General features: G+C 41.7%; 21 protein-coding genes. 1 reads left to right on the forward strand and 20 read right to left on the reverse strand.

The window, feature by feature from the left end:
* Positions 1–19 precede the first annotated feature (19 nt).
* The 5 genes from LVY74_RS01585 to LVY74_RS01605 form a co-directional block, all read right to left on the reverse strand.
* On the reverse strand, positions 20–700 hold the full coding sequence (locus tag LVY74_RS01585) for a phage adaptor protein (RefSeq protein ID WP_237813534.1): 681 nt from the start codon (positions 698–700) through the stop codon (positions 20–22).
* A complete protein-coding gene (locus LVY74_RS01590) occupies positions 700–1,569 on the reverse strand; it encodes a RyR domain-containing protein (RefSeq protein WP_237813535.1) in 870 nt (289 codons plus the stop codon). The genes LVY74_RS01585 and LVY74_RS01590 overlap by 1 nt, the downstream gene beginning before the upstream one ends.
* Positions 1,570–1,644: 75 nt before the next feature.
* Complete coding sequence (locus LVY74_RS01595; protein WP_237813536.1) at positions 1,645–2,121, reverse strand: hypothetical protein; 477 nt, start codon at positions 2,119–2,121, stop codon at positions 1,645–1,647.
* A gap of 66 nt (positions 2,122–2,187) precedes the next feature.
* Positions 2,188–3,483 (reverse strand): phage capsid family protein, encoded by a 1,296-nt coding sequence (locus LVY74_RS01600; RefSeq protein ID WP_237813537.1) that lies wholly within the window; start codon positions 3,481–3,483, stop codon positions 2,188–2,190.
* 25 nt (positions 3,484–3,508) lie between these two features.
* The gene (locus tag LVY74_RS01605; protein WP_237813538.1) at positions 3,509–4,519 is read right to left on the reverse strand and encodes a hypothetical protein; all 1,011 of its coding nucleotides are present in this window, start codon (positions 4,517–4,519) and stop codon (positions 3,509–3,511) included.
* A gap of 255 nt (positions 4,520–4,774) precedes the next feature.
* On the opposite strand from LVY74_RS01605, the gene LVY74_RS01610 reads away from it, so the two are divergent.
* Complete coding sequence (locus LVY74_RS01610; protein ID WP_237813539.1) at positions 4,775–5,788, forward strand: FRG domain-containing protein; 1,014 nt, start codon at positions 4,775–4,777, stop codon at positions 5,786–5,788.
* Between the two features lie 130 nt (positions 5,789–5,918).
* Here the strand turns inward: LVY74_RS01610 and LVY74_RS01615 are convergent, their stop codons facing one another.
* From LVY74_RS01615 to LVY74_RS01685, 15 genes are all read right to left on the reverse strand, one after another.
* A complete protein-coding gene (locus LVY74_RS01615) occupies positions 5,919–6,428 on the reverse strand; it encodes a hypothetical protein (RefSeq protein ID WP_237813540.1) in 510 nt (169 codons plus the stop codon).
* A gap of 5 nt (positions 6,429–6,433) precedes the next feature.
* Complete coding sequence (locus tag LVY74_RS01620; RefSeq protein WP_237813541.1) at positions 6,434–6,961, reverse strand: DUF2829 domain-containing protein; 528 nt, start codon at positions 6,959–6,961, stop codon at positions 6,434–6,436.
* A 487-nt stretch (positions 6,962–7,448) separates the two neighbouring features.
* A complete protein-coding gene (locus LVY74_RS01625) occupies positions 7,449–7,778 on the reverse strand; it encodes a hypothetical protein (RefSeq protein ID WP_237813542.1) in 330 nt (109 codons plus the stop codon).
* Between the two features lie 101 nt (positions 7,779–7,879).
* Positions 7,880–10,126 (reverse strand): portal protein, encoded by a 2,247-nt coding sequence (locus tag LVY74_RS01630; protein WP_237813543.1) that lies wholly within the window; start codon positions 10,124–10,126, stop codon positions 7,880–7,882.
* A gap of 13 nt (positions 10,127–10,139) precedes the next feature.
* Complete coding sequence (locus LVY74_RS01635; RefSeq protein ID WP_237813544.1) at positions 10,140–11,822, reverse strand: terminase; 1,683 nt, start codon at positions 11,820–11,822, stop codon at positions 10,140–10,142.
* Between the two features lie 105 nt (positions 11,823–11,927).
* Entirely contained in the window at positions 11,928–12,587 is a 660-nt protein-coding gene (locus tag LVY74_RS01640) for a hypothetical protein (RefSeq protein WP_237813545.1), read from the reverse strand.
* Between the two features lie 117 nt (positions 12,588–12,704).
* Positions 12,705–13,148, reverse strand: coding sequence for a hypothetical protein (locus LVY74_RS01645; RefSeq protein WP_151778334.1), 444 nt, complete (start codon positions 13,146–13,148; stop codon positions 12,705–12,707).
* Positions 13,135–13,611 (reverse strand): hypothetical protein, encoded by a 477-nt coding sequence (locus tag LVY74_RS01650; RefSeq protein ID WP_237813546.1) that lies wholly within the window; start codon positions 13,609–13,611, stop codon positions 13,135–13,137. Before LVY74_RS01650 ends, LVY74_RS01645 begins: the two co-directional genes overlap by 14 nt.
* Positions 13,608–14,120 (reverse strand): RusA family crossover junction endodeoxyribonuclease, encoded by a 513-nt coding sequence (locus LVY74_RS01655; protein ID WP_237813547.1) that lies wholly within the window; start codon positions 14,118–14,120, stop codon positions 13,608–13,610. Before LVY74_RS01655 ends, LVY74_RS01650 begins: the two co-directional genes overlap by 4 nt.
* Positions 14,121–14,236: 116 nt before the next feature.
* Entirely contained in the window at positions 14,237–15,580 is a 1,344-nt protein-coding gene (locus tag LVY74_RS01660) for a DNA cytosine methyltransferase (protein ID WP_237813548.1), read from the reverse strand.
* 8 nt (positions 15,581–15,588) lie between these two features.
* On the reverse strand, positions 15,589–16,551 hold the full coding sequence (locus LVY74_RS01665) for a phosphoadenosine phosphosulfate reductase domain-containing protein (protein WP_237813549.1): 963 nt from the start codon (positions 16,549–16,551) through the stop codon (positions 15,589–15,591).
* Positions 16,548–17,603 carry a hypothetical protein gene (locus LVY74_RS01670; RefSeq protein ID WP_237813550.1) on the reverse strand — a complete coding sequence of 352 codons (1,056 nt, stop codon included), beginning with the start codon at positions 17,601–17,603 and terminating at the stop codon, positions 16,548–16,550. Before LVY74_RS01670 ends, LVY74_RS01665 begins: the two co-directional genes overlap by 4 nt.
* Entirely contained in the window at positions 17,600–18,112 is a 513-nt protein-coding gene (locus tag LVY74_RS01675; protein ID WP_237813551.1) for a hypothetical protein, read from the reverse strand. The genes LVY74_RS01670 and LVY74_RS01675 overlap by 4 nt, the downstream gene beginning before the upstream one ends.
* On the reverse strand, positions 18,109–18,813 hold the full coding sequence (locus LVY74_RS01680; RefSeq protein ID WP_237813552.1) for a hypothetical protein: 705 nt from the start codon (positions 18,811–18,813) through the stop codon (positions 18,109–18,111). Before LVY74_RS01680 ends, LVY74_RS01675 begins: the two co-directional genes overlap by 4 nt.
* Positions 18,810–19,211 carry a hypothetical protein gene (locus tag LVY74_RS01685; protein WP_237813553.1) on the reverse strand — a complete coding sequence of 134 codons (402 nt, stop codon included), beginning with the start codon at positions 19,209–19,211 and terminating at the stop codon, positions 18,810–18,812. The genes LVY74_RS01680 and LVY74_RS01685 overlap by 4 nt, the downstream gene beginning before the upstream one ends.
* Position 19,212: the final 1 nt, after the last annotated feature.

The raw sequence follows: 19,212 nt of genomic DNA on the forward strand, positions 1-19,212 counted from the left end.
CAAGATGAATATTTAAAAATTAAGGCATAAATGGGATGACGTGATGCGGCACATCTTCGCGTGTAATACGGCGTAGATCGCTATCTGGACGTTGGCCAAAGTATTCCGTAAATGCCTGTTCAGCCATTGCCGCACGATTCGCATCAAAAAACTCTGCATCGGGTACGCTAAATGCCTGAGCTAAAGCCCACTGAATTAAGTGAACATGATGTAAGCTGTTAATCTCAGGCTCATCGGTATCATCCTTCATATTCACCAATGGCACACGATAGCCTTCTAAGCGAATTTTGTAGTCTTTGTCGGGTACGGGTGATAAGTGAAAATTGGTATCGCTCTGAATGATGTACTTAGGCTCGCCTGTCATTGTTCGCCAATCAAGGGAGCAGCCGTTGTAGATACGATCCAATGTTTCAGGTGATACCAACAGTAAGTTTGCTGGTCGATAACTCGGTAAATCTAATAAACGTGCTGATGAAATTTCATATAATGATTCGTGTAATTTATATTGATTTTGCCCAGATAGAACATCAACTTCACAAACATCACTATTAATCCATTCACGAATTAAACGTCCACGAATACACGCTTCTTTGACTGCATCGTTCAGCCACGCGATTACGTCCTCATCATCATTGAAATAAGGTTCAACCTTGTCATTGGCTTGAACACGAAAACGGCGAATCAGATCCTCCAGTTGCATTACACCACTCCAAATTGATGAATAAACTCAGCAACCTGTGTGCGTAAAGTTGCAACATTATTTTGCTTATTGAGTTTTTGCTGATACTTGTTGTAGGCATATTCAATCAAAGCATCTTTGGTCATTTGATTGACGACATCAATTTCATCAAGGACGGCGGTTTGTTCCTGGTCTTTCTTTTCTTGCTCCAGTTGAGCATTGGCAAGGACTGCCGCCGTATCATCAACAGCCTGTTCTGACTCGGTAGAGTCATCACTTTCAGCCACATAAAGCTTAAACTCAGGATGCTTTAACAAATTGGTTGCCAAATCACTGGTTACGTTACGCACCTGCCCTGTGGTGAAGGTCAATGCTGAGTTATAAAGATGGTCTTTAAACAGTGACTTGTTGCCAACGTATTGAATAGCAACTCCACTTGATGTCGTGGTTGTAGCTACTGTAGCAATCGCAGTATTCTTCTGATCTGCTGCCTTCTGACGTAAGCTGATCACTTCCGCACTTAATGCCAGGTAATCTTCGGAGTCAGGCAGATTCTTAACGAGATGTACTGTAGAGCGGAACAAGTAATCTTTGGCTTTTTGCGCTTGTGGTAATTCATCATAAGGCAAGAAACATGGATGCAGTTTATTTTCAACGTCTTTCACTTCGCCGTATGCCCAGCCTTCAGCTTCTTTTTGCTTATACCAAGCTTCGTGGCTTTGCTCTGGTGTTGCGTCAGGATTGGCAATGTGCATTTCTACACCTGCAATAATGCTTTGCTTTTGAGAGTCTGGTGCATCGTCCCATGTCGGTTGACTGGTATCACCCAAAGATAAGCAGTAAGCAGCATTAATTCCGTGGCAAATCATTGCAATCGCTAGAGTTTTCATCTTCTCATCCTTATTATTTTGAATAAAAAAAGGTGATGTAAGCGGCTCTGAAACCTACATCACCAAAAGTGCCAATTATTTAGGACCAGTCAATTCACCTGTTACGGTGAACTTAATGTCACTGGCTTTGTCGTTTTCTGCACCACCAATAGTTAAAATCAAACGTGCTGGCTTGGGTAATGTCACCAGTGTTGAACCATCTGCACGTTTGCGCCCTGCGGCTGCCAGTGATGCGGCTGCCCAAAAGTAGTCATCATCTTGTGGTACTGCTTCAACATCGACATCATCGCTATATTTGAAGCCGAGCTTACCTGTGACCGATGCTGTCATTGGTATGGTAATGAGTGCCTGAGCATCATCGAGACGCATACCTTCAGGGAGTTCACCAAGATCAATCACATCACCACTCGCAAGTGCTGCTGTAGCATCTGAATCAATGACTTGGCCAGTCGCATTGGTTGCTAATAAAAAGGTTAATACCGTTAAGTTGCCATACGGCGATAAGCCACCGAACTGCCCGTAACGTGATGCTGTACGCTTAATCATTGCCATGTTTTAAATTCCTTCCATCAAATTGTAAAAATCGCCTAAACCCTTATGGATTTAGACGAAATTGAATTACTTACCACGACCTAAGCACGGTACAGCCGTATCCACGACAGTTACGCCGTAATCGGTGAACTCATTGCTATCCCCATTATTCACATCAAAGCGGATCTTCGATGTACCCATGATTGAACCAATCAACAATTCCCATTTGTCGCCGTGATCCATCTCTTTCTCAGACCAGAAGAACGGTACACCTGACTTGTCACTTGCAGCCAAAGCTTGAGCAAGCGCCTGTCCACCTAAAATCACAGAACGATCAATCGCAAAGTTTTTACCGTTCTGACTAAAGCTATTAGGCACAACGACACTTGATTCGACTTCACTGTTATATGAAGCGCAGTATTTGATGGTGTCGCCTGCATAGAAACGGATTGGACGTGGCATTTTGCGGATAATAAATCCATTCCACAAACCAACGTCACCTAAGAACAATGGATGTTGTTTCGCTTGGCTTGCTCGCGCAAGTGACGCAGATTGGAATGAACGGAAACCTGGTTGTGCTGCAAATTTGTTGTATTGCGCTGGAGAAACTAACCACACGCGGATTGGGCTATCTTCGGCGGCTGCATCACCTTCAAACTTACAAATCGGTGGTGGTAATGGCATTTCATCCATAACCGACTTCATTGAATCCACGGTATCCATGGTGAAAAAGTCAGTTGTTGAAAGATCAATTTCACCTGAGTTAGTGTTAAAAAGCTGAACACCAGAACCATCTACGATGTAGTGGCGGTTCTTGGTAGGCGCTTTAACACGGTTAATCATGATCTCTTTGAAGTCTTTATGGGAATCAACAGGGACAACCCATTCAATGTTGTCGTGAAAACCACGCGCACCACACATATGCACAAGTGAAGATTGATCCATGTAGCGATCCATCAAGTTCTGTGCAACGGGACGGCCAAGCTTACGCAGATCCGCAGGGCTACGAATCTGTGACATGACGTTGCCCAGATCCACAGGGAAACGTGCCTGATTAACACGTAAGCGGTCTTCATTCAAAGACATACCCACGCCACGACCTTCAGCATAGGCACTGCCCATAATCGGATACGCGCCTACAGGGTTCAGTAAGTGGAAAGTGACTTCATCACCCTTACCTTTCCCAAGATCCTGCACACGGACAATTGGCATATCTGAGCTGGTTTGTTTACGCAGTGTATTTTCAGCACCAGCTTCACCTTTAGGCATTTTCCCTGCCAATCGGTTTAAGGTGCTATTACGTTGCATGTTGGTTGTGAACAGGGCAACGGCCTGTGTCGTCATATTGGTTTTATCGCCGAACGAGGCATTGGTTTTTGTCATGTTTATTACTCTCTACACGTTTGTTTTACACACGGCGATCCATGAATTGCTCAACCTGTTCAGGTGTCCAGTTGCTCATTTCTTCGAGCATTTGCGCTGGTGACATTGCTGCCACGCGCTCATCACGAGAAACGCCTGCTGGTGAACCTGCTGGCAAATCAGTAAGGCTATGTGGTACTGGTGTTTGAGCTTGTTTTACAGCTTGTTGCGCTGCTGCCATGACCGCATCATTATTTGGCTGGGCAGCTTGAGTTGATTGGGTTTCGGCTTTGTATAATCCTAAAAGTTCTACGACCTGAGCCGCATTACCTTGATTAAGAACTGTTTCATACGCAGATTGAACAAAGCTAGGTTGCTTATTAATCCAGTTACCGAACTCTTGTGATTCCACAATAGATTCAGCATCAGGGTGCGCCGTAAAGATTTCATTAAAGTGTGCTTGCTCTGCACTGATCTGCTGCTGTTGGTGCATCGGTGATAGTGCTGCATTCACACGTTGATCAACAAGCTTTTGAATACCTGCTGCCAAGTCCTTTTCACTGAAATCACCAAAGATTGCAGGATCTACACCCTGATCAATCGCTTGCTGAGCGAGATTCGCTTGGTTATCTTGTAGCGTTGCTGCTTGACCTTCTTCTTGACGTTGCTGTGCTTCAGCTCGAAGATGCGCTAATTGTTGCTGCGCCTCATCAAACTTCTGCTTCCACTCCTGACCTTGTGAACGTGCTTCTACAAGCTTTTCAAAAGGAATGGTATGTTTTCCATCTTTTGCCATTACCACGGCGTTTTCAGCATTTAATTGACTTTCATCAACTGGCTGCTGTTGTGCCTGTGCTCCAGCATTCTGCGTATTGCCTTCGCCTTCGATTGGAGGTATTGCTTCTGTCTGTACTTGGGTAGCTACTGGCTGGCCACCTTCTTCCGCATTTGCGGTATCGCCATTTAACGCTTGCTCTAAAAGCTGCGCTGCAAGTTCAGGTGATGCTTTACCACCGTTAGCTTCAATCAACTCGTTTTGTTGCTCTGTAATATCCATGTCTTTCCTACTACTTATCGCTGTAGCCGCTAAGGTCTGAATGGCTAGAGTTATCTAGCGTTTAGCTGCTGATTGCTCAACATGAGGAAAGTTTCAGGGATTTAATACAGAGGGCGTTAGCCTTACAGGGGGAGATAAAAATGAAGATTTGAAATTAAACTTGGTATATTTAATCAGCATTAAAAAAAATTATTGGGTAAATCCACTAGTCATTAATTCTATGATAGTATTAAAAAAACTATTTAATTTAGTAATATGCCTAGCTATAAAACACGTCATTTTAATACAGCTCAAGAGCTATGGAACGCTATTCGACCAGAAGAAATTGGTCATCATATTGGTCATCATAACTACCCAATTTATAGGGGACAGGCTGATTCTGATTGGAAGCTTTTGCCTAATGCATCAAGAGGAATCAAAAATAAAACTGTCCTTGAGCAAGCCCAATATGAAATAGAGCTAATTCTTCATTTTCTTGATTACTGTGATAAAACAGGGATACAAGTACCTGGTGATATACCACAGACTCGTTTAGCTTTAAAAAAGGCTTTGAATTCAGTTAATAGAGCAGATAAATTCAATTGGCCTCATCCAAAATTTTATGAAATTTTAGCATTTGCACAACATTTTGGAGTTTCCACTAAATTATTGGATTGGAGTAGAAGGTCATTTGTAGCTGCATATTTTAGCTCTAGTGAGGCTGTAAAATTAATCACAAATTGTATTCAAAATGGAAAAAAAGTAGATTGGAATAAGAATCTAGCAATTTGGATTTTGGAAACAGGGATTATTAATGCAGTTAATAACAAGGGATTATATAGTTTAGAATATAATGCAGATGAAGAACACAAATTACCTCTCAATATCGTAAATATTCCAAGCGGAGTAAATCCCCATATTGCTGCACAACAAGGGTGTTTTACTATATTTCGATACATAGAAGATAATTCTAATTCAACAGAGATTTTGGATGTATTTAATCCTAAATTTTCCAGTGAAAAAACTATAGATACATCATCAGATATGTACTTCATCAACTACTTACACAAATGGTCATTACCATATAAAGAAGCTCACAAATTGTTATATTTATGTGAACAATATAACGTAAATGCAGCATCTATATATCCTACCGCAACTGGAGCTGGTTATGCTGTTAGAGACCGAATGAATATTGAAGTAATTAAAAAATATTTAAAACAATTTCAATATTATGAACCCAATATCAAGTATTTAATTATGAATTACAAATCACTTAAACTAAAATAATTTAGAAGTTAGTTGTGCCTAGTAATCACTCTAAAGATGAACAACAAATAAAAAACCAACATCCTTGATGTTGGTTTTTTATTGACAAAGAATTAACGTGAGTAAGAATCTTTACTTCCGATAAAAACTGTTAAATCTTATCCACCAATTCAGATAGTTTGGCACGTGCTTTATCTGTCACAACACCACCAACATTCGTTGTCCGTAAAATTTCTAGCAATAATTCTATGGTACGGTGGTTTGAATTCCCATACGAAGCACTACCTAAGCATGACTTAGCTTCACCTACAGATCCAGATGATTCCCCACAATTAACAGCAGTTGGCACTGGTGGTTCACCATCAAGACCTTGGCTTGTCATTTGCACACTATTCCCATATGCCATAATTTTTAATTCTTCCAAAGTTACTGCTTGGTTCTTATGATTTGTGAAATAGCTAAATGCAGTATTTGGGCTAGATAAATCAGCGCCTTCAGCATCAAAGAAATCAGCAAAAATGCGCCCATCTGAGTGTGAATATAGGTACGGGGCCGTACAAGGTACATTGGAACCCCATTGATAACCCAATTTCATAAAAGCATCACATGCTTCTAAAAATTGAGCATGGTTGCCAAGTTTAATTTTTAAATCTTTTAACATGTGATTCACTCCAAGATAGTCCAGTCTTCAGCAAATAGATCGCCTGTACTTGGTGTCCAACCCATAGCTAATGTGTCTTGAGCCGTCTTGAGTGTACAATACGGCGCAACATCAATAAAACCACCTAGCTTTTCAGCATGTGCTTTGTTGTGGGGATTCCAGATATAGGTTGATTCAATTTGCTTGGATTCACCTTGAGCGACCACATATTGCAAATCATTCCAACATGAACGAGCTACCTTTTTGCCTTGTTTTAATGCCATCAGCGCATCACCAAAATTCAGGCTTCCATTTTGACGATAGGCATTATCAAAGACTTCTTGAGGTGACATGGTGATATATCCAGCATGACGTTCGTCATTCGGCTTACCGCCGTCCGTGTATTCAACGAGATATACTGGTTCGTTTGGGTCTTCACCTTCTGGAATATTCCAGCCACGATATTCGCAATATTCACCACGACTCATAGGTGTTGCCAATATTGACTTAGTACCGATATATGCAACCATTGCTACAGCTAATGCTTTTTTCATTATTTCTTTCCATAAAAAAGACGATCATTTGATCGCCTTCATTATTTCTATCTACATACTAATGGTCATGCCTTACAGGGGTACATTAATAGATTATGATTGATTACATTTCTTTACATAGTGAATTTCAGGAAACCCCTTTTAAATCCATTGCTTAGCCAATCAAAACTTTAATAACGATTTGTTTTTTATTGCTTTTTTATTGCAGCCATGAAAACATCCAATTATAAACAATAGCCAATTGGAGCTGCTTAATATGAAGAAAAGAAAGACGATGTTATTCGTAGTGGTTTGTTTGTTTATGCCTCATGTGGAGATAAAGCCACATGTATTCGATGTGAGTATTTCAATGAGTTCACCCCTCGTTGAAATCAACAAAGAGGTGAACATTTACAACTAACACTATGGGGTGATGAGGGTCGGCAAACTATCATCACCCTAGCCTTATAATAATTCAAATCAGAAAGATTGCATACTTCTATGCCAACTAGCTTTCAATCACCTTAACCTGAACAATGCTCAAAGGCACACGATTACGGCGCGAAATTTCATTGCTAATATCGTCAGGATGTTCGCCGTGTAACGCAAGCATAGACTGTGCTATATCCTCATCAGTAATATACCCACATCCCCACGATGTGCCTGTACCTCGAATATTCTTTTCGACATCCAATATGGTGTAATAACCTTTACCAAATAGTTTGGTTGTGCAAATCACAAAAGGATGGCGAACAGCTTTAACCGCATACCAAATATTTTCATTATCAAATTTTACTTTTTGACATTCTTTCAGTTGTTTAGGATCAATATTGCTCATTTTGGTTCCAATAAAAAAGACAAGCGATCATGCTTGCCTTGATTATTGGTGAATATAACAAACCACTCATGCCTTACAGGGTTGGGTAACTTGCCTGTGTATCACCCCAAATTATCACTCGTCCTTTCTGTTTCAATCCCCTGCATTCCTGTACCTGCATGTTGCGGTACTGGTGGATTCATGGGGCTGGTATTCTCATGCACCTGTGGCATCTGCTGATTAGGTGCAGCCTGTACGTTTGCTGGCGTAGGATAGTTTGGATCGTCACCCATTGGATTAGGACGTTGATACCCTGCTCCTTTCATCACCACATCAGCAACAGGAGCAACTCCTGGCATCTGGACGACCTGAGCACCTGCTTGCATTGCGCTAAAGGAAGACTGAACACCTGTTTGTACGGTTTTGGCATCAATAAGCTTAATATCGCTATCTGTTTTGCGCTCTCTAAGCTCCAGCTCACGCAATTTAATCTCATTACCTGCATTTGCAAGGGCTTGTTTAACGGCTTCTTGGATCTGCTGTTGAATTTGCTCAGGTGTCTGTGCTTGGCTGGCCTGTTTAATCGAATCAATAATTTCCTTCTTGTATGGAATATCCGTAAGCGCCATAAGATAAGGAAGTACTGCAACTTGAATATTGGCAGGTAATGATTTGATAACTTCAGACAATGAATTAAGCTGCTGCTCTTTGAATGTGCTAGTACTTGGTACATCATCAAGAACGACTTTCAAGCGAACGCGCTGCACATCATTTGAAACATAAGGATAACCAAACTCGTCCACTTCGGGCTTATTGATCATAATCTCACGCTCATCACGTACCGCATCACCTTTAATCTTTATGGTATGTGGACGTGTACCAAAATCTTCAACAATCATAGATAAAAGCATTTCACCCATTAACGTCCGTGCTTCGCGAAAATTATCCATGATCTTCATCAAGGTTTGATTCGATTGCTCAATCTGCAGCTGCTCTTGCTTGCCTGAATTAGCATTGCCCTTCTTACCCTGAAAACCTGATGTGATATTGCTGACACGCTCGATAGCTGCACGGTTGTCATTGAGTAATTGGAAATGCTGCTGAGATAAATCAAAGTCACGCTTCACCTCAAAACGTGCACCTGATTTCTGCATATGATTTGCATCAAGAATAATATCGGCATCTGGACGTGCAACCTGACGGCGTAATTGCTCATCTGTCATCGCTACAGCACCTTTGGTACGCTCAACACGGGTAACACTCATGCCCCAACGTAACTTAGAGATACCACTATTGATGCTATCCTGGTTGTACTTCATACGGCGTACAAAGCCATAAGGAATACCAGTGTTATCTTCTTTAAATCCCCAAAATGGAACGTATGGGAAATAATGATGCGAATATGGTGAAGGACTATCATGCAAACAATGTGGACCAAGCCAATATGAACGCCGTACCTTAGATACTGTTGCCTGTTCTACAGTAGCCATACCCTGAACAATCGCGATTGCATGAGCAATATTGCCATCATCGTACTCAACAACACGACCATCTTGGAACCGTAATACAGGTACATTCACCCAACGGCGATACCAAACCTCTGCAATATTCATTTCCTTGGATGTCGGGTTATACCAGTATTGCTCACTGATCGTATATGAACGTGCTTCAAGCCATGCATTGTTTAGATTGGTACTCATACCGCCACCATCCAATACAGATAGATCTTGCTGCCACCATGAGCCACCATAGCGCCCAACGGTTTGTATCAACTCTTTATGCATCGGAAATGCAGAAATAAGCCGTTTAGGATGAACCCAGCGTGTACGGCGTAACCAGCGCGCATCACTTAAATCAGGTTCATTGGCTTTCATATCCCAGTGAATCTCGTTGCGGCGCACAACAACACAGCGATATGGAAATTTAAACGGATCTTTCTCACGCTTAACCTCAACCCAACCAAGACCACAAGCAATCTGTGTATGAAACGCATCACTACAGGCTTTATCTGCTTTGGACTGCTTCTCAGCCAAGTTCAGCTTATAGTTCAGTGCATCAGCAACGTCATCACCATCATCACCATTGGCTTTGACACGCCAATCTGTACGTGTCTGTAGCTCATAGCCTTCAACCGATAAAAGTGCTGGACCAATCATGTCCTCAATCGCTGGCGGTATGCCAATCTGCTGCATACGTTTCAGCAATTCACTATCAAGTTGGTTGCCGTCAGCATAATCCATTTCTTTATCTGCAATAGATCGCCATGCTGGTTGCTCTTGGATCTCATGCATAATCTCAGTCAATTCATCGACTGTGAGCAGATCCTCAACATCATCCTGATCTTGTGTGCCTTGTTGTTCTTCAATCATGCTAAAAATCTCTCTAAAGTCGCCAATCGGGTGCAGGTGCTTCTACATAACCATGCTGTTTGGTTTGGTTGTTGCTATTTGTACTTTGGCCATAAGGATTTTGGCTAGCCGTATAGACGTAATCGTCCAATAGTCCTGATTCTTTGGCTTGTGCATGCTGACGTAGTGCATCTGCGCCTTCAGAACAGCCATTGGCTTTGTTGGGTTCATCAATAAAGCGTTTTTCAGATTTAGAAAATTTCTTCTGATAGCCTTCGATACGTTTAATACCCAAGTCACACCGCTTTTCATCAAACCAGTAGTTTTTCATGCACTTGCGAGTTAATTGAATGCCTGTATTCAACAGTGTGATTCGAGGAACAATCACAAAATTATGACCAGGTAATAAATCCTCTAATTGTTCTAGTGTAGATTTATTGAAATCACCTAAACGTCGATGTGCTGCATCATGCGGTAAATAATGGGTACCAAATACATATCCATGACTGGTAAGCTCTGCCACATAATGCTGTAGGTTTTCGCCGTGTGCCTCGTAACAGTTAATAAAACGATCTTGTTGATTCATTAATTGGTGATACCAGATAAAACAGCCATCACTGTTCCCTATATCCCAAAAGGTGTTTACTGGTATATCTAGGACTTCAACAGCACACACACCGCCACGCTTTCTTAGCTTCAGCATATCTTTGGCATAGTAGTTGCCGTCTTTGGCCACTTGGAAAGCTTCTTCAGGGAATGAAGGATATTCCTGCCACATTTTCGCTTGATCGCCTTTCAGGTCGTTATCGCGAGTAATGACGTACCAAGCACGTTGATCAGGATCAAGATGGCATTCAATGCCCATCTCTTGCTTAACTTTTTCCTCTATCTCATCAAAGTTTTGGTGATCTTCATGCGAAATATGAACACTGGACGCATCGAGACGATACTTAGGTTCTTGCCACCAGGCATAGAAATGGAAGCGATAGTCTTTAAGACCTAGTTTTTTACGCGCTGCATAGTTTGCTTGGGCGATTTGAACCATCTGATAGAACGAACCGTTACGACCTTCCGCCGTTGATTCGATGACCAAAACGCCGTTGGTCGGTACGGTTGGGATAGAACCAGTAATCACCTCGTCATCTTTGGCTGGATCTGTGGCACAGATCTTCCCGAACTCAGAAATATGCAGACGGTGAATGGTACCCGAACGGAATGAGGTTGCTACGCGGATGGTTGAACCGTTGTGAGCAAATTCCATTTCTGATTTATTGCAGGTTTTAAGTGGAAAACGCTCACGGATCTCAGGCGGTAAACTATCGTACGCAAATTTGATCTTATCTTTAAAGATATTGAATACGGTTGGAAGATCTTGAGCGATGATGCCGCAATTCTGATTGGCATTAAATAAGGCATGATCAAGCCATAGAATACAAATCAGTGTTGTGAAACCTAGCTGACGTGCTTTCAGAATAATATTGCGGTACCACAACCGATCTAAGAATCGAATCTGTGCATCATTCGGCTGAAACGGCAATTCAAACGTATCAGCCGTTTGTAGTTCGCCGTACTCATCCCGAAAGTCATCACCTTTAATTTTGATCTTGTACAGGCAACCACTAAAAATACGCCACTTAGGATCAGCCAAACAGCGTTCTAATTCTTGCTCATTGGTTGGTAAGGGTTTGAGGTCTGTATTATAAATAACGCCAGTCATGCTATTTCATCCCATTTTGTGCGAAATAGAGGTGAAATAGGCGCGTGTACGTGCATGAAATTGTTTTGAGCAAGGTAATCATGCGTCAGATTCACGTACATGTGCTTAATTCGCATAGTCTTTATCCTCCGCAACTGGTGAAAATGCAGAGTTATTATTTTGAGCAATGCGATTAAGTAGCGATTGAAGCGGATCGACTGCAGTATTTTCTTTGTCGTCTAATCCAAATGCCTGACGTTCTAACGCGATTAAGGTTCTAAGCGTATCGCTCAGATCCTTCATGGACTTCACACGACCAGGCAATGAAATGATCTTGTGGTAAATGTCATTGAGTTTATCTTGACCTTTTTCATCCTCATCACGCATTAGTTCACCAAGATCTTCCAGTAGCTCTACATTCACAACACCGACTTGATGTTCGAGCTCATCAAATAACTGCATAGCAATGGAACGTGAACGCTGGATGTCTTTACGTTGAGAGAGTCTTACGGCGGCTTGTTGATGTGCATTAGCATCAATCGTTTCTTTTTCTGAAATAGCGGTTTGGGTGCGTACTTCACTGCGTACCAACTCTTTGCGTACCAAATCCTCCGCTTTTGCATTAATTTTTGCGGATAAATCACGGGACCAATCATCGCGCTTTGCTCGTTTACGAATTGCACCATCTGAAATGTCATGTTCAGCTGCAATTTCGCGCAACGACTTTACACCAGCCCGATAATCAAGCTCGATTTTTTCCCAATCAATTACTTTCTTTTCTGACATGATCACTAAACCTCATTTGGGTTTAATGATCATTGATTTATGGCACGGCGGTCTAACCTTAGAGGGGTGGGAAAAGAAAGGCCCTCAATCGAGAGCTTTTTTAAACTATGCTTGCAATCAAACTGAGTGGATTTTAATTCCACGCTCTTTTTTTAAGTCATAAAAACTATTCCCACCAAGCTGCTTACGCTGCTGTGCATTAAAAAACTCTACATATTCCCTTTTGGTTAATATCTTGTACTCAAATATGTCTTGGATAATGACAGGCATACCATATAAGACAGCAACCACTTTTTCCATAGGGCAAGAATTATCAAAAAGGTTTATAGCTTTTGATTGAACCAGCATATTAAATTTTTCTTGAGAAAGAAGAATAGCATAAGGATCATCTTCGCTAGTCTCAGGTTCTTCAAATTGTGCAACATGAGTCATCAATTGCTCATACGTTAAGGGCTTAACACTATCAATGGACGGCGCTGTACCTGTACTCAAACCATTTAATACTGTATCCGTACTCAAATGATCCAATATTGATTTTTGAATGACATCAATCATGTTCATAGAGTAATTCTCCTTGTGTCCCCTTGCCCACCAAGCCCTCAACTTGCCGTTTAAGTTTCCGTACCTGACCTGATACTTCACTCTGAAGTATGGCCATATGATGGCCCATTTCAATATTCGCGTACTGCATAGCCTCTGCAACCATAAGATTGCCAAGAGTACGCGCTTCACGTGGCGTTAATGTCAAAATCTGGTCATCCCCAATATCAATTTTCACAGTACCGTCAGGAAGTAGTGTTTTTGACATAAGACGTGCTGGACGGTGCTTTGGTGCTGGAACAAACACACCGCGCTGTACGCGAACAATGTAACCAGAATCAACCAAATAGCTCAGGCGGTCATCAATGATTGAAAGTTTCAGGTTTGTTAGCTGTGACAAAGTCTCTCTCGTCACAATCTGCTCTTGATTATGTAGATCCTTAATCGCCTCAAGAATTAAATCTGCATTGCTTTTATTGCTCATACACTCACCTGACCCTTAACAACTTTAACTTTTAATTTTCCGCCTTTAAAAACAGGCTGTTTCATCATGAAAAATTTAGAGATCTGAGAATCGTCACAGATCAATTGCGCTTTCATCAAAGCATCAAATATCGGCTTTACCACGTTATCAGCATCACGTTTCACCTTATCTGGTACGTGATACTCCATAAAAACTTGTACTTCGCCCAAATAATTGAGAGGTTTCACAAAACGCTGAATCACGGCGCGGAAGTGATGTGCTCGATGACTCAGATATTTACGTCCACGATACCCAGCTTCAACCCAATAGTGGTTTACGGTAGGTGGAGTCATCAATATCTCAAACTCAATAAGCACATCATCCGATGAATCAAATACGGTACCTTGAATCTGCTCGGCTGGAATTTTAGGTTCAGGGTTAGGATCTGCCTTCTTTTTTTCCTTTTGAACCTTCTTGTTACGGCGTTGCATCAAGCGATTAAACTCAGCGTTTGAGACGAAGTAAGTCATTGATCCCCCTTACATAGGCTATCGATCTTAATCACCACGGTAGACCCTCCTTTTGAATGGTTGCCCCAAGCCAAATCAGAAAAAATGCAGTAATTCCTATATAAAGAAGTGCTCTATCACTCATGATCTGACTCCAAGTATTTTTTAATACGCTCACCAATCCATTTCATAACCGGGACAGCCATTGAATTGCCTAAAGCCTTATAACGATGTGTTGCTGCTGCTTTTGGAATGTTGGTGTAGTTGTCTGGAAAACCTTGTAGGCGTTCACATTCAATCTCTGTGAGATAACGTGCAGCATGAAAAATATGAGATGGTAAATATTGAAATATTGCCTGATTGATTGCCCCACCAGCCTTGCCACCTGTTCTCAATGTTGGTGAAACATTCAAGGCAAGATCTCGCAAGTAATCATTTTTCGTACCACAATATAAAACGCCGTGACGATCCATACCTGTTAATGTGGGTGCTTGCTCACTCTTAAATCCAAGTCCATTACCACCTGCATTAATTGATCGACCAATGATGTTGCCTTGAATACCGTAAGTAATGAGATAGCCTCTATCGCAGGTCGCCAATATAGTGGGATAGGTTTCATGCGAAATTGCTGCATTAGCTGTCATCCCACCAATACCTATTACATGCTTAATGTAGTAATCACCGCAAAATGCTTCTTGATTACCTAGCCACTTTTTTTGGCCATGCGATGCTAAAAGTGGTGGAGTGTAGGTTTTTCCGCTAACAGTTGTGCTTGCATTTCTAGTGTGGCTCTCACAACTTCTGGCAAGACTTTCCCCCTTGCTTCCGCCCTTCTCAATATTCCCAAACATGCCTTGGGACTCAAAAAGTACTTCTCGGATACATTTTGTTCGAGCACTTGCGACAACAAACACTCGCTTGCGCCGTTGGGCGAGTCCAAAATATTGAGCATCAAGGACTCTCCAATAGACTTGTCTTTGTGGTCCAAACACACAACCAGCGTTTGACCATTTTCGCCCTGTCGGTTTAAGTTCACTCCCCGAACCTGACAAAGCTCCCAAAAAGCAGCCAAATGCGTTGTCTTTGGTGTTGAGTACTCCTGGCACATTTTCCCAAACGATAACGGCTGGCTTAGATCCTCGAATAGATCTTGTTGTATCAATTTCATTTGCCAATCTCACAAATTCAAGGGTTAATTGCCCTCGATCATCACTTAAAGAATTCCGTAAGCCCGCAATGGAGAATGCTTGACATGGTGTTCCACCAACAAGAATCTCAGGTGCTTCAACCTGCTGGTTTTTGATTTGCTCTGCAATTGCGGTCATATCTCCAAGATTGACCACTTCTGGGTAGTGATGATCTAAGACCTGACTAGGAAATTTTTCAATTTCTGAATACCAAGCAGCATCAAAACCTAATGAATGCCAAGCAACTGTGGCAGCCTCAATACCTGAGCAAACTGAACCGTAACAGTATTTCATGCCGCACCTCACTCACATAAACCATAAACAGAAGAACAAGAGGTTGTATCTTCTGTGAGAGGTATTAAATCGTAATGCTTTCCCCCTCTCGTAGTTTTTGACCACTCGACTAGCTCACGGATTCCATGACCTCGCTTATCACTGGTGAGCAGCGTCGCGGATCCTCTCCGCGACGCTGCTCCAACCATGCGTTCCCAGCTTTCAATTCGATCAATTTCTTTAGGAAAACGGTCAGCAATCTGTCGTAATTCAGCCTTATTACAATGAATACAAGGCATACAACCAACTCGTCCCATTCCCATTTTGTAAAGCGGATTAGGATCAATATTGTGTTTCTTATGCATGTCAAAACAGTCAGCAGCAGACCATTTAAGAATCGGTCGATAATTTGTTACACCATCACCAATGTGGTCAGACATTGGCAGTTTTGACCGATCCAAAGACTCATCAGCACGAACGCCTTGCCATGAGATAATTTTGAATCCTTGATCAATAAGCGGAAATTGAAGTTTGTAGAGAATTACTTCACGTTTAAGTTCTGTTGAACAAAATCGTGCTTTAGTTGAAGGGAAGCGCCCTTTCCAAATGCACAAATCTAGAAATGAATTACCTGTGGCATGGGTATGTTTTAATGCCCGAATAGCGCGACGACGCGTCCATTTGCCACGCACAAATTCGCCACGAATTACCTTAAATAAGCGATTACGTTTATTTTCAATTTGTTTTGAAAAATCAGCTTTTAGCCATGTAATTGGCACACCAGTTTGACATTCCAAATATCGAACATAATCATAAGTAACTTGATGTTCATTTCCAGTATCGGCAAAAACAGCCATAAGATTAGGTGCATTGCATTCAATTGCACGTAATAGAGTTGCTGCACTATCCTTGCCACCTGAGACAGAAACAATATTCAAGACTGGAAAGAATGGAGCCTTAAAATATGCATTAATGATTGGAATTAATTTCATGCTGCCATCTCCCCTAAAGCAAGAACACCGTCAAAACCAACACGGCGCAGGTGCTTCTCAAGTTTTAGAGCCTCAGAAGGGTTTTCAAGCTTACGAGCAATACGGGCTGCAAACTGTTCACGGCTTTCACCGACTTCAGCAAACTTACTGGCATATTCAGAATCGTGAGAAAGTCGGGTTGCAAACATGGCAATTTGCTTCGGTTGTAAGCCAACGGTTTGATGCTGCGTTGATGCTTGTGATGCAGTTTTTGGTTTAGATGCTGGACGACGTGTTAATCGCTCATATTTGAAATAAGCGGTAATCATCCAGTTTGCAAAAAACTTGAGCATTTCATCATCCGAGTGTCCACGTGTTTTGTTGTACTCAGTGAAATTGGAAAGCTCTTGATTAAACCAGGTGGCGGTTTTGATTTCATTGAACTCGATATGTTCGTTGATTGAACAAATCAAAGATTCCAATTTTTTAAAATCAAGCCACGTGTTTTTTTTATTTTGAGAGTGTTTTTTGATAGTTGTATTTTGTGTGTTAAATTTTTTAACTAGCAGCAGTAAAAAATTTTTACTAGACTGGTTAAATTTTTTAACTAGCACTGATTTTTTGTCAGCAAAGTTTAAGTGAATACCGCTTACTTTATAGCCTGAATTAATGCCTGTTTTCTCTTGAATTTGAGGGTAGTTAAAATTTTTAACTAGGTTGTTTTTAGGTTCAAAATCTTTCAGCAAAGCCTTTTTATTGCGAGGGAACTTAATAATTTTCCCTAGGTTGTAATCATCAATCAGTGAATAGACGTTACCGTATTTAGATAGATGGTGTTTCTTCACCAAGCCCACTTTTGCAAGCTCTTTTAAACAGCGTACAACTGTTGGACGACTCTTTTTAGAAAGTTCCTCAAGCAGCGAAATAGAAAGAGCATCAAAATCTTTCGTCCAGCCGCGAGTTTTACGAACAATCAATAGGTAAATTTTGACTGCTGCATCGCTAATTTTATCCATCGCTTCATCAACAAATGCGTTAGCAACCATGAAGCTATTGGGAATAAATCGACTCATGCTTTTTCTCCCGATTCTTTAATGTGCTGTGCCCAGCCTTTACACGGCTTCATACGTTTACGATCTTCGCTGGTCGGGCAATCAAGGTTTTCAATATCCTTGTGGCAATAGAAGACCTTTTCATTTTTAATGGCGTATGCTAGATCTGCCTGAGTGGTAAGAGAGTGATTAGCTAACGTGCCGCAACGGTAGGCACAACTCTCACAAAGAACAGCTTGCTTAGGTGCTTTCTGAGCTAAGATCAACCCATGTAATGCACCCTGAAAACTTGGCATATTCAGTTTTTCAACGGTATAAGGATGAATGTCGCCCGTTGTGACTAGATGCAAATGAAGTGTTTCGTCACAAGATGCGGCGTAATCAACACCCGTCCAAAAAACGGAATGAAATGCAGCTAACACTTCATCCTTTGATTTATCTGCAAAAATAGCTTGAATGGCGTTCAGGCGCTCCGCTTTAGGCTTTTGAACAATATCGGTTAGAGCGAGAATTAAGGTGGTATCCATCATGATTCACCACCTTCAACTACACGAAAGTCAATTACCCAAACCCACGGATTTTGAGACCAGGTATCTGGTCCATGGATCTGCTCCCATTGCTCAATAAACTTGGGCTTTTTACAGTCACGCAGTAAAGCTGAGCCGATTCCCTCTTTTACACAATCTGCTTCGGAAATCTCATTGAGGCGTTCAATGCGAACATTGGTAATTTCAAGCAAAATACGGGATGCCCAACGTGGCATTTGGACTGGTGGCTTCCAGGAACCCTCTTTACCGTCAAGCAAGTCGTCAGCCCAAGCTGCAAATGAATATTTCTCTAGACGCGGATCGTCATAATTTATTAATCCATCCTCGCCCTGGAAGCTTTCATTCTCTACAACACGTATCACTTCACTATCTGCTTTATAGGCAAGTGCAATTTCACCGTATAGATTTACTCCAGCCCAAGTTTCACGAACCCAAAGATGATCCCCAACCTTTCCAAATGGACAATTAGCTAAAGCAAGTGTTCGATATCCCATTAAGCCAAACCACTGGTCTTCTTGCTCGCGCCACTCAATTACATCTTTAAGTGCAAGCTGATCAACCCACATTTCCGCAGGACAATCTCCGCCTTGTTTAGCCTTGAGGATTCGGCGCAATTGAATCTTACGCCCTTCCAAGACGGCTGTTATTTCTTGGGATTTTAGGAGAATTGGACGTGCTTTCATGAAACCTCCCCTTGTGCTTCAAGTGCCCGTTGGTGATGCTTTTCAACATCGGGTAGAAGGCGCTTTTTAGCCTTTAGTTCAGCAGTAGTTGCACGGCGTAAAATAGTGAATCCAAAAAGATCCTTGTTTCCGCTTGAATCTTCCACACACGCGCATGGGTATAAAAAGTGCGGTTTACTCACAACCGCCGTGACCACAAAAAGATCATCGGCGAATCTTGGGTCAACAATGACCACAACATCATCAACTACAAAGTTTTCATGAATAAGCGGCATTGAAGTTAGACCGCAGGTTTCAATTTGCTGAACAAGGCATGTGCCACATGATTCAGTTTTAAATTCGGTGCATTTCCCCAGGCATGGATGCTCGATTGGGTGTTCTAATTGCTGTAATTTCACG

The sequence above is a fragment of the Acinetobacter sp. ME22 genome, assembly GCF_022012315.1.
Classification (GTDB): domain Bacteria; phylum Pseudomonadota; class Gammaproteobacteria; order Pseudomonadales; family Moraxellaceae; genus Acinetobacter; species Acinetobacter brisouii_A.

What these genes read in the sequence shown, in the direction of transcription:
- LVY74_RS01595 (WP_237813536.1), bottom strand. Translation starts at nt 2,121, where the DNA reads ATGGCAATGATTAAGCGTACAGCATCACGTTACGGGCAGTTCGGTGGC.
- LVY74_RS01620 (WP_237813541.1), bottom strand. Translation starts at nt 6,961, where the DNA reads ATGAAAAAAGCATTAGCTGTAGCAATGGTTGCATATATCGGTACTAAG.
- LVY74_RS01585 (WP_237813534.1), bottom strand. Translation starts at nt 700, where the DNA reads ATGCAACTGGAGGATCTGATTCGCCGTTTTCGTGTTCAAGCCAATGAC.
- LVY74_RS01615 (WP_237813540.1), bottom strand. Translation starts at nt 6,428, where the DNA reads ATGTTAAAAGATTTAAAAATTAAACTTGGCAACCATGCTCAATTTTTA.
- LVY74_RS01625 (WP_237813542.1), bottom strand. Translation starts at nt 7,778, where the DNA reads ATGAGCAATATTGATCCTAAACAACTGAAAGAATGTCAAAAAGTAAAA.
- LVY74_RS01600 (WP_237813537.1), bottom strand. Translation starts at nt 3,483, where the DNA reads ATGACAAAAACCAATGCCTCGTTCGGCGATAAAACCAATATGACGACA.
- LVY74_RS01630 (WP_237813543.1), bottom strand. Translation starts at nt 10,126, where the DNA reads ATGATTGAAGAACAACAAGGCACACAAGATCAGGATGATGTTGAGGAT.
- LVY74_RS01605 (WP_237813538.1), bottom strand. Translation starts at nt 4,519, where the DNA reads ATGGATATTACAGAGCAACAAAACGAGTTGATTGAAGCTAACGGTGGT.
- LVY74_RS01590 (WP_237813535.1), bottom strand. Translation starts at nt 1,569, where the DNA reads ATGAAAACTCTAGCGATTGCAATGATTTGCCACGGAATTAATGCTGCT.
- LVY74_RS01640 (WP_237813545.1), bottom strand. Translation starts at nt 12,587, where the DNA reads ATGTCAGAAAAGAAAGTAATTGATTGGGAAAAAATCGAGCTTGATTAT.
- LVY74_RS01660 (WP_237813548.1), bottom strand. Translation starts at nt 15,580, where the DNA reads ATGAAATACTGTTACGGTTCAGTTTGCTCAGGTATTGAGGCTGCCACA.
- LVY74_RS01655 (WP_237813547.1), bottom strand. Translation starts at nt 14,120, where the DNA reads ATGACTTACTTCGTCTCAAACGCTGAGTTTAATCGCTTGATGCAACGC.
- LVY74_RS01665 (WP_237813549.1), bottom strand. Translation starts at nt 16,551, where the DNA reads ATGAAATTAATTCCAATCATTAATGCATATTTTAAGGCTCCATTCTTT.
- LVY74_RS01610 (WP_237813539.1), top strand. Translation starts at nt 4,775, where the DNA reads ATGCCTAGCTATAAAACACGTCATTTTAATACAGCTCAAGAGCTATGG.
- LVY74_RS01680 (WP_237813552.1), bottom strand. Translation starts at nt 18,813, where the DNA reads ATGAAAGCACGTCCAATTCTCCTAAAATCCCAAGAAATAACAGCCGTC.
- LVY74_RS01635 (WP_237813544.1), bottom strand. Translation starts at nt 11,822, where the DNA reads ATGACTGGCGTTATTTATAATACAGACCTCAAACCCTTACCAACCAAT.
- LVY74_RS01645 (WP_151778334.1), bottom strand. Translation starts at nt 13,148, where the DNA reads ATGAACATGATTGATGTCATTCAAAAATCAATATTGGATCATTTGAGT.
- LVY74_RS01670 (WP_237813550.1), bottom strand. Translation starts at nt 17,603, where the DNA reads ATGAGTCGATTTATTCCCAATAGCTTCATGGTTGCTAACGCATTTGTT.
- LVY74_RS01675 (WP_237813551.1), bottom strand. Translation starts at nt 18,112, where the DNA reads ATGATGGATACCACCTTAATTCTCGCTCTAACCGATATTGTTCAAAAG.
- LVY74_RS01650 (WP_237813546.1), bottom strand. Translation starts at nt 13,611, where the DNA reads ATGAGCAATAAAAGCAATGCAGATTTAATTCTTGAGGCGATTAAGGAT.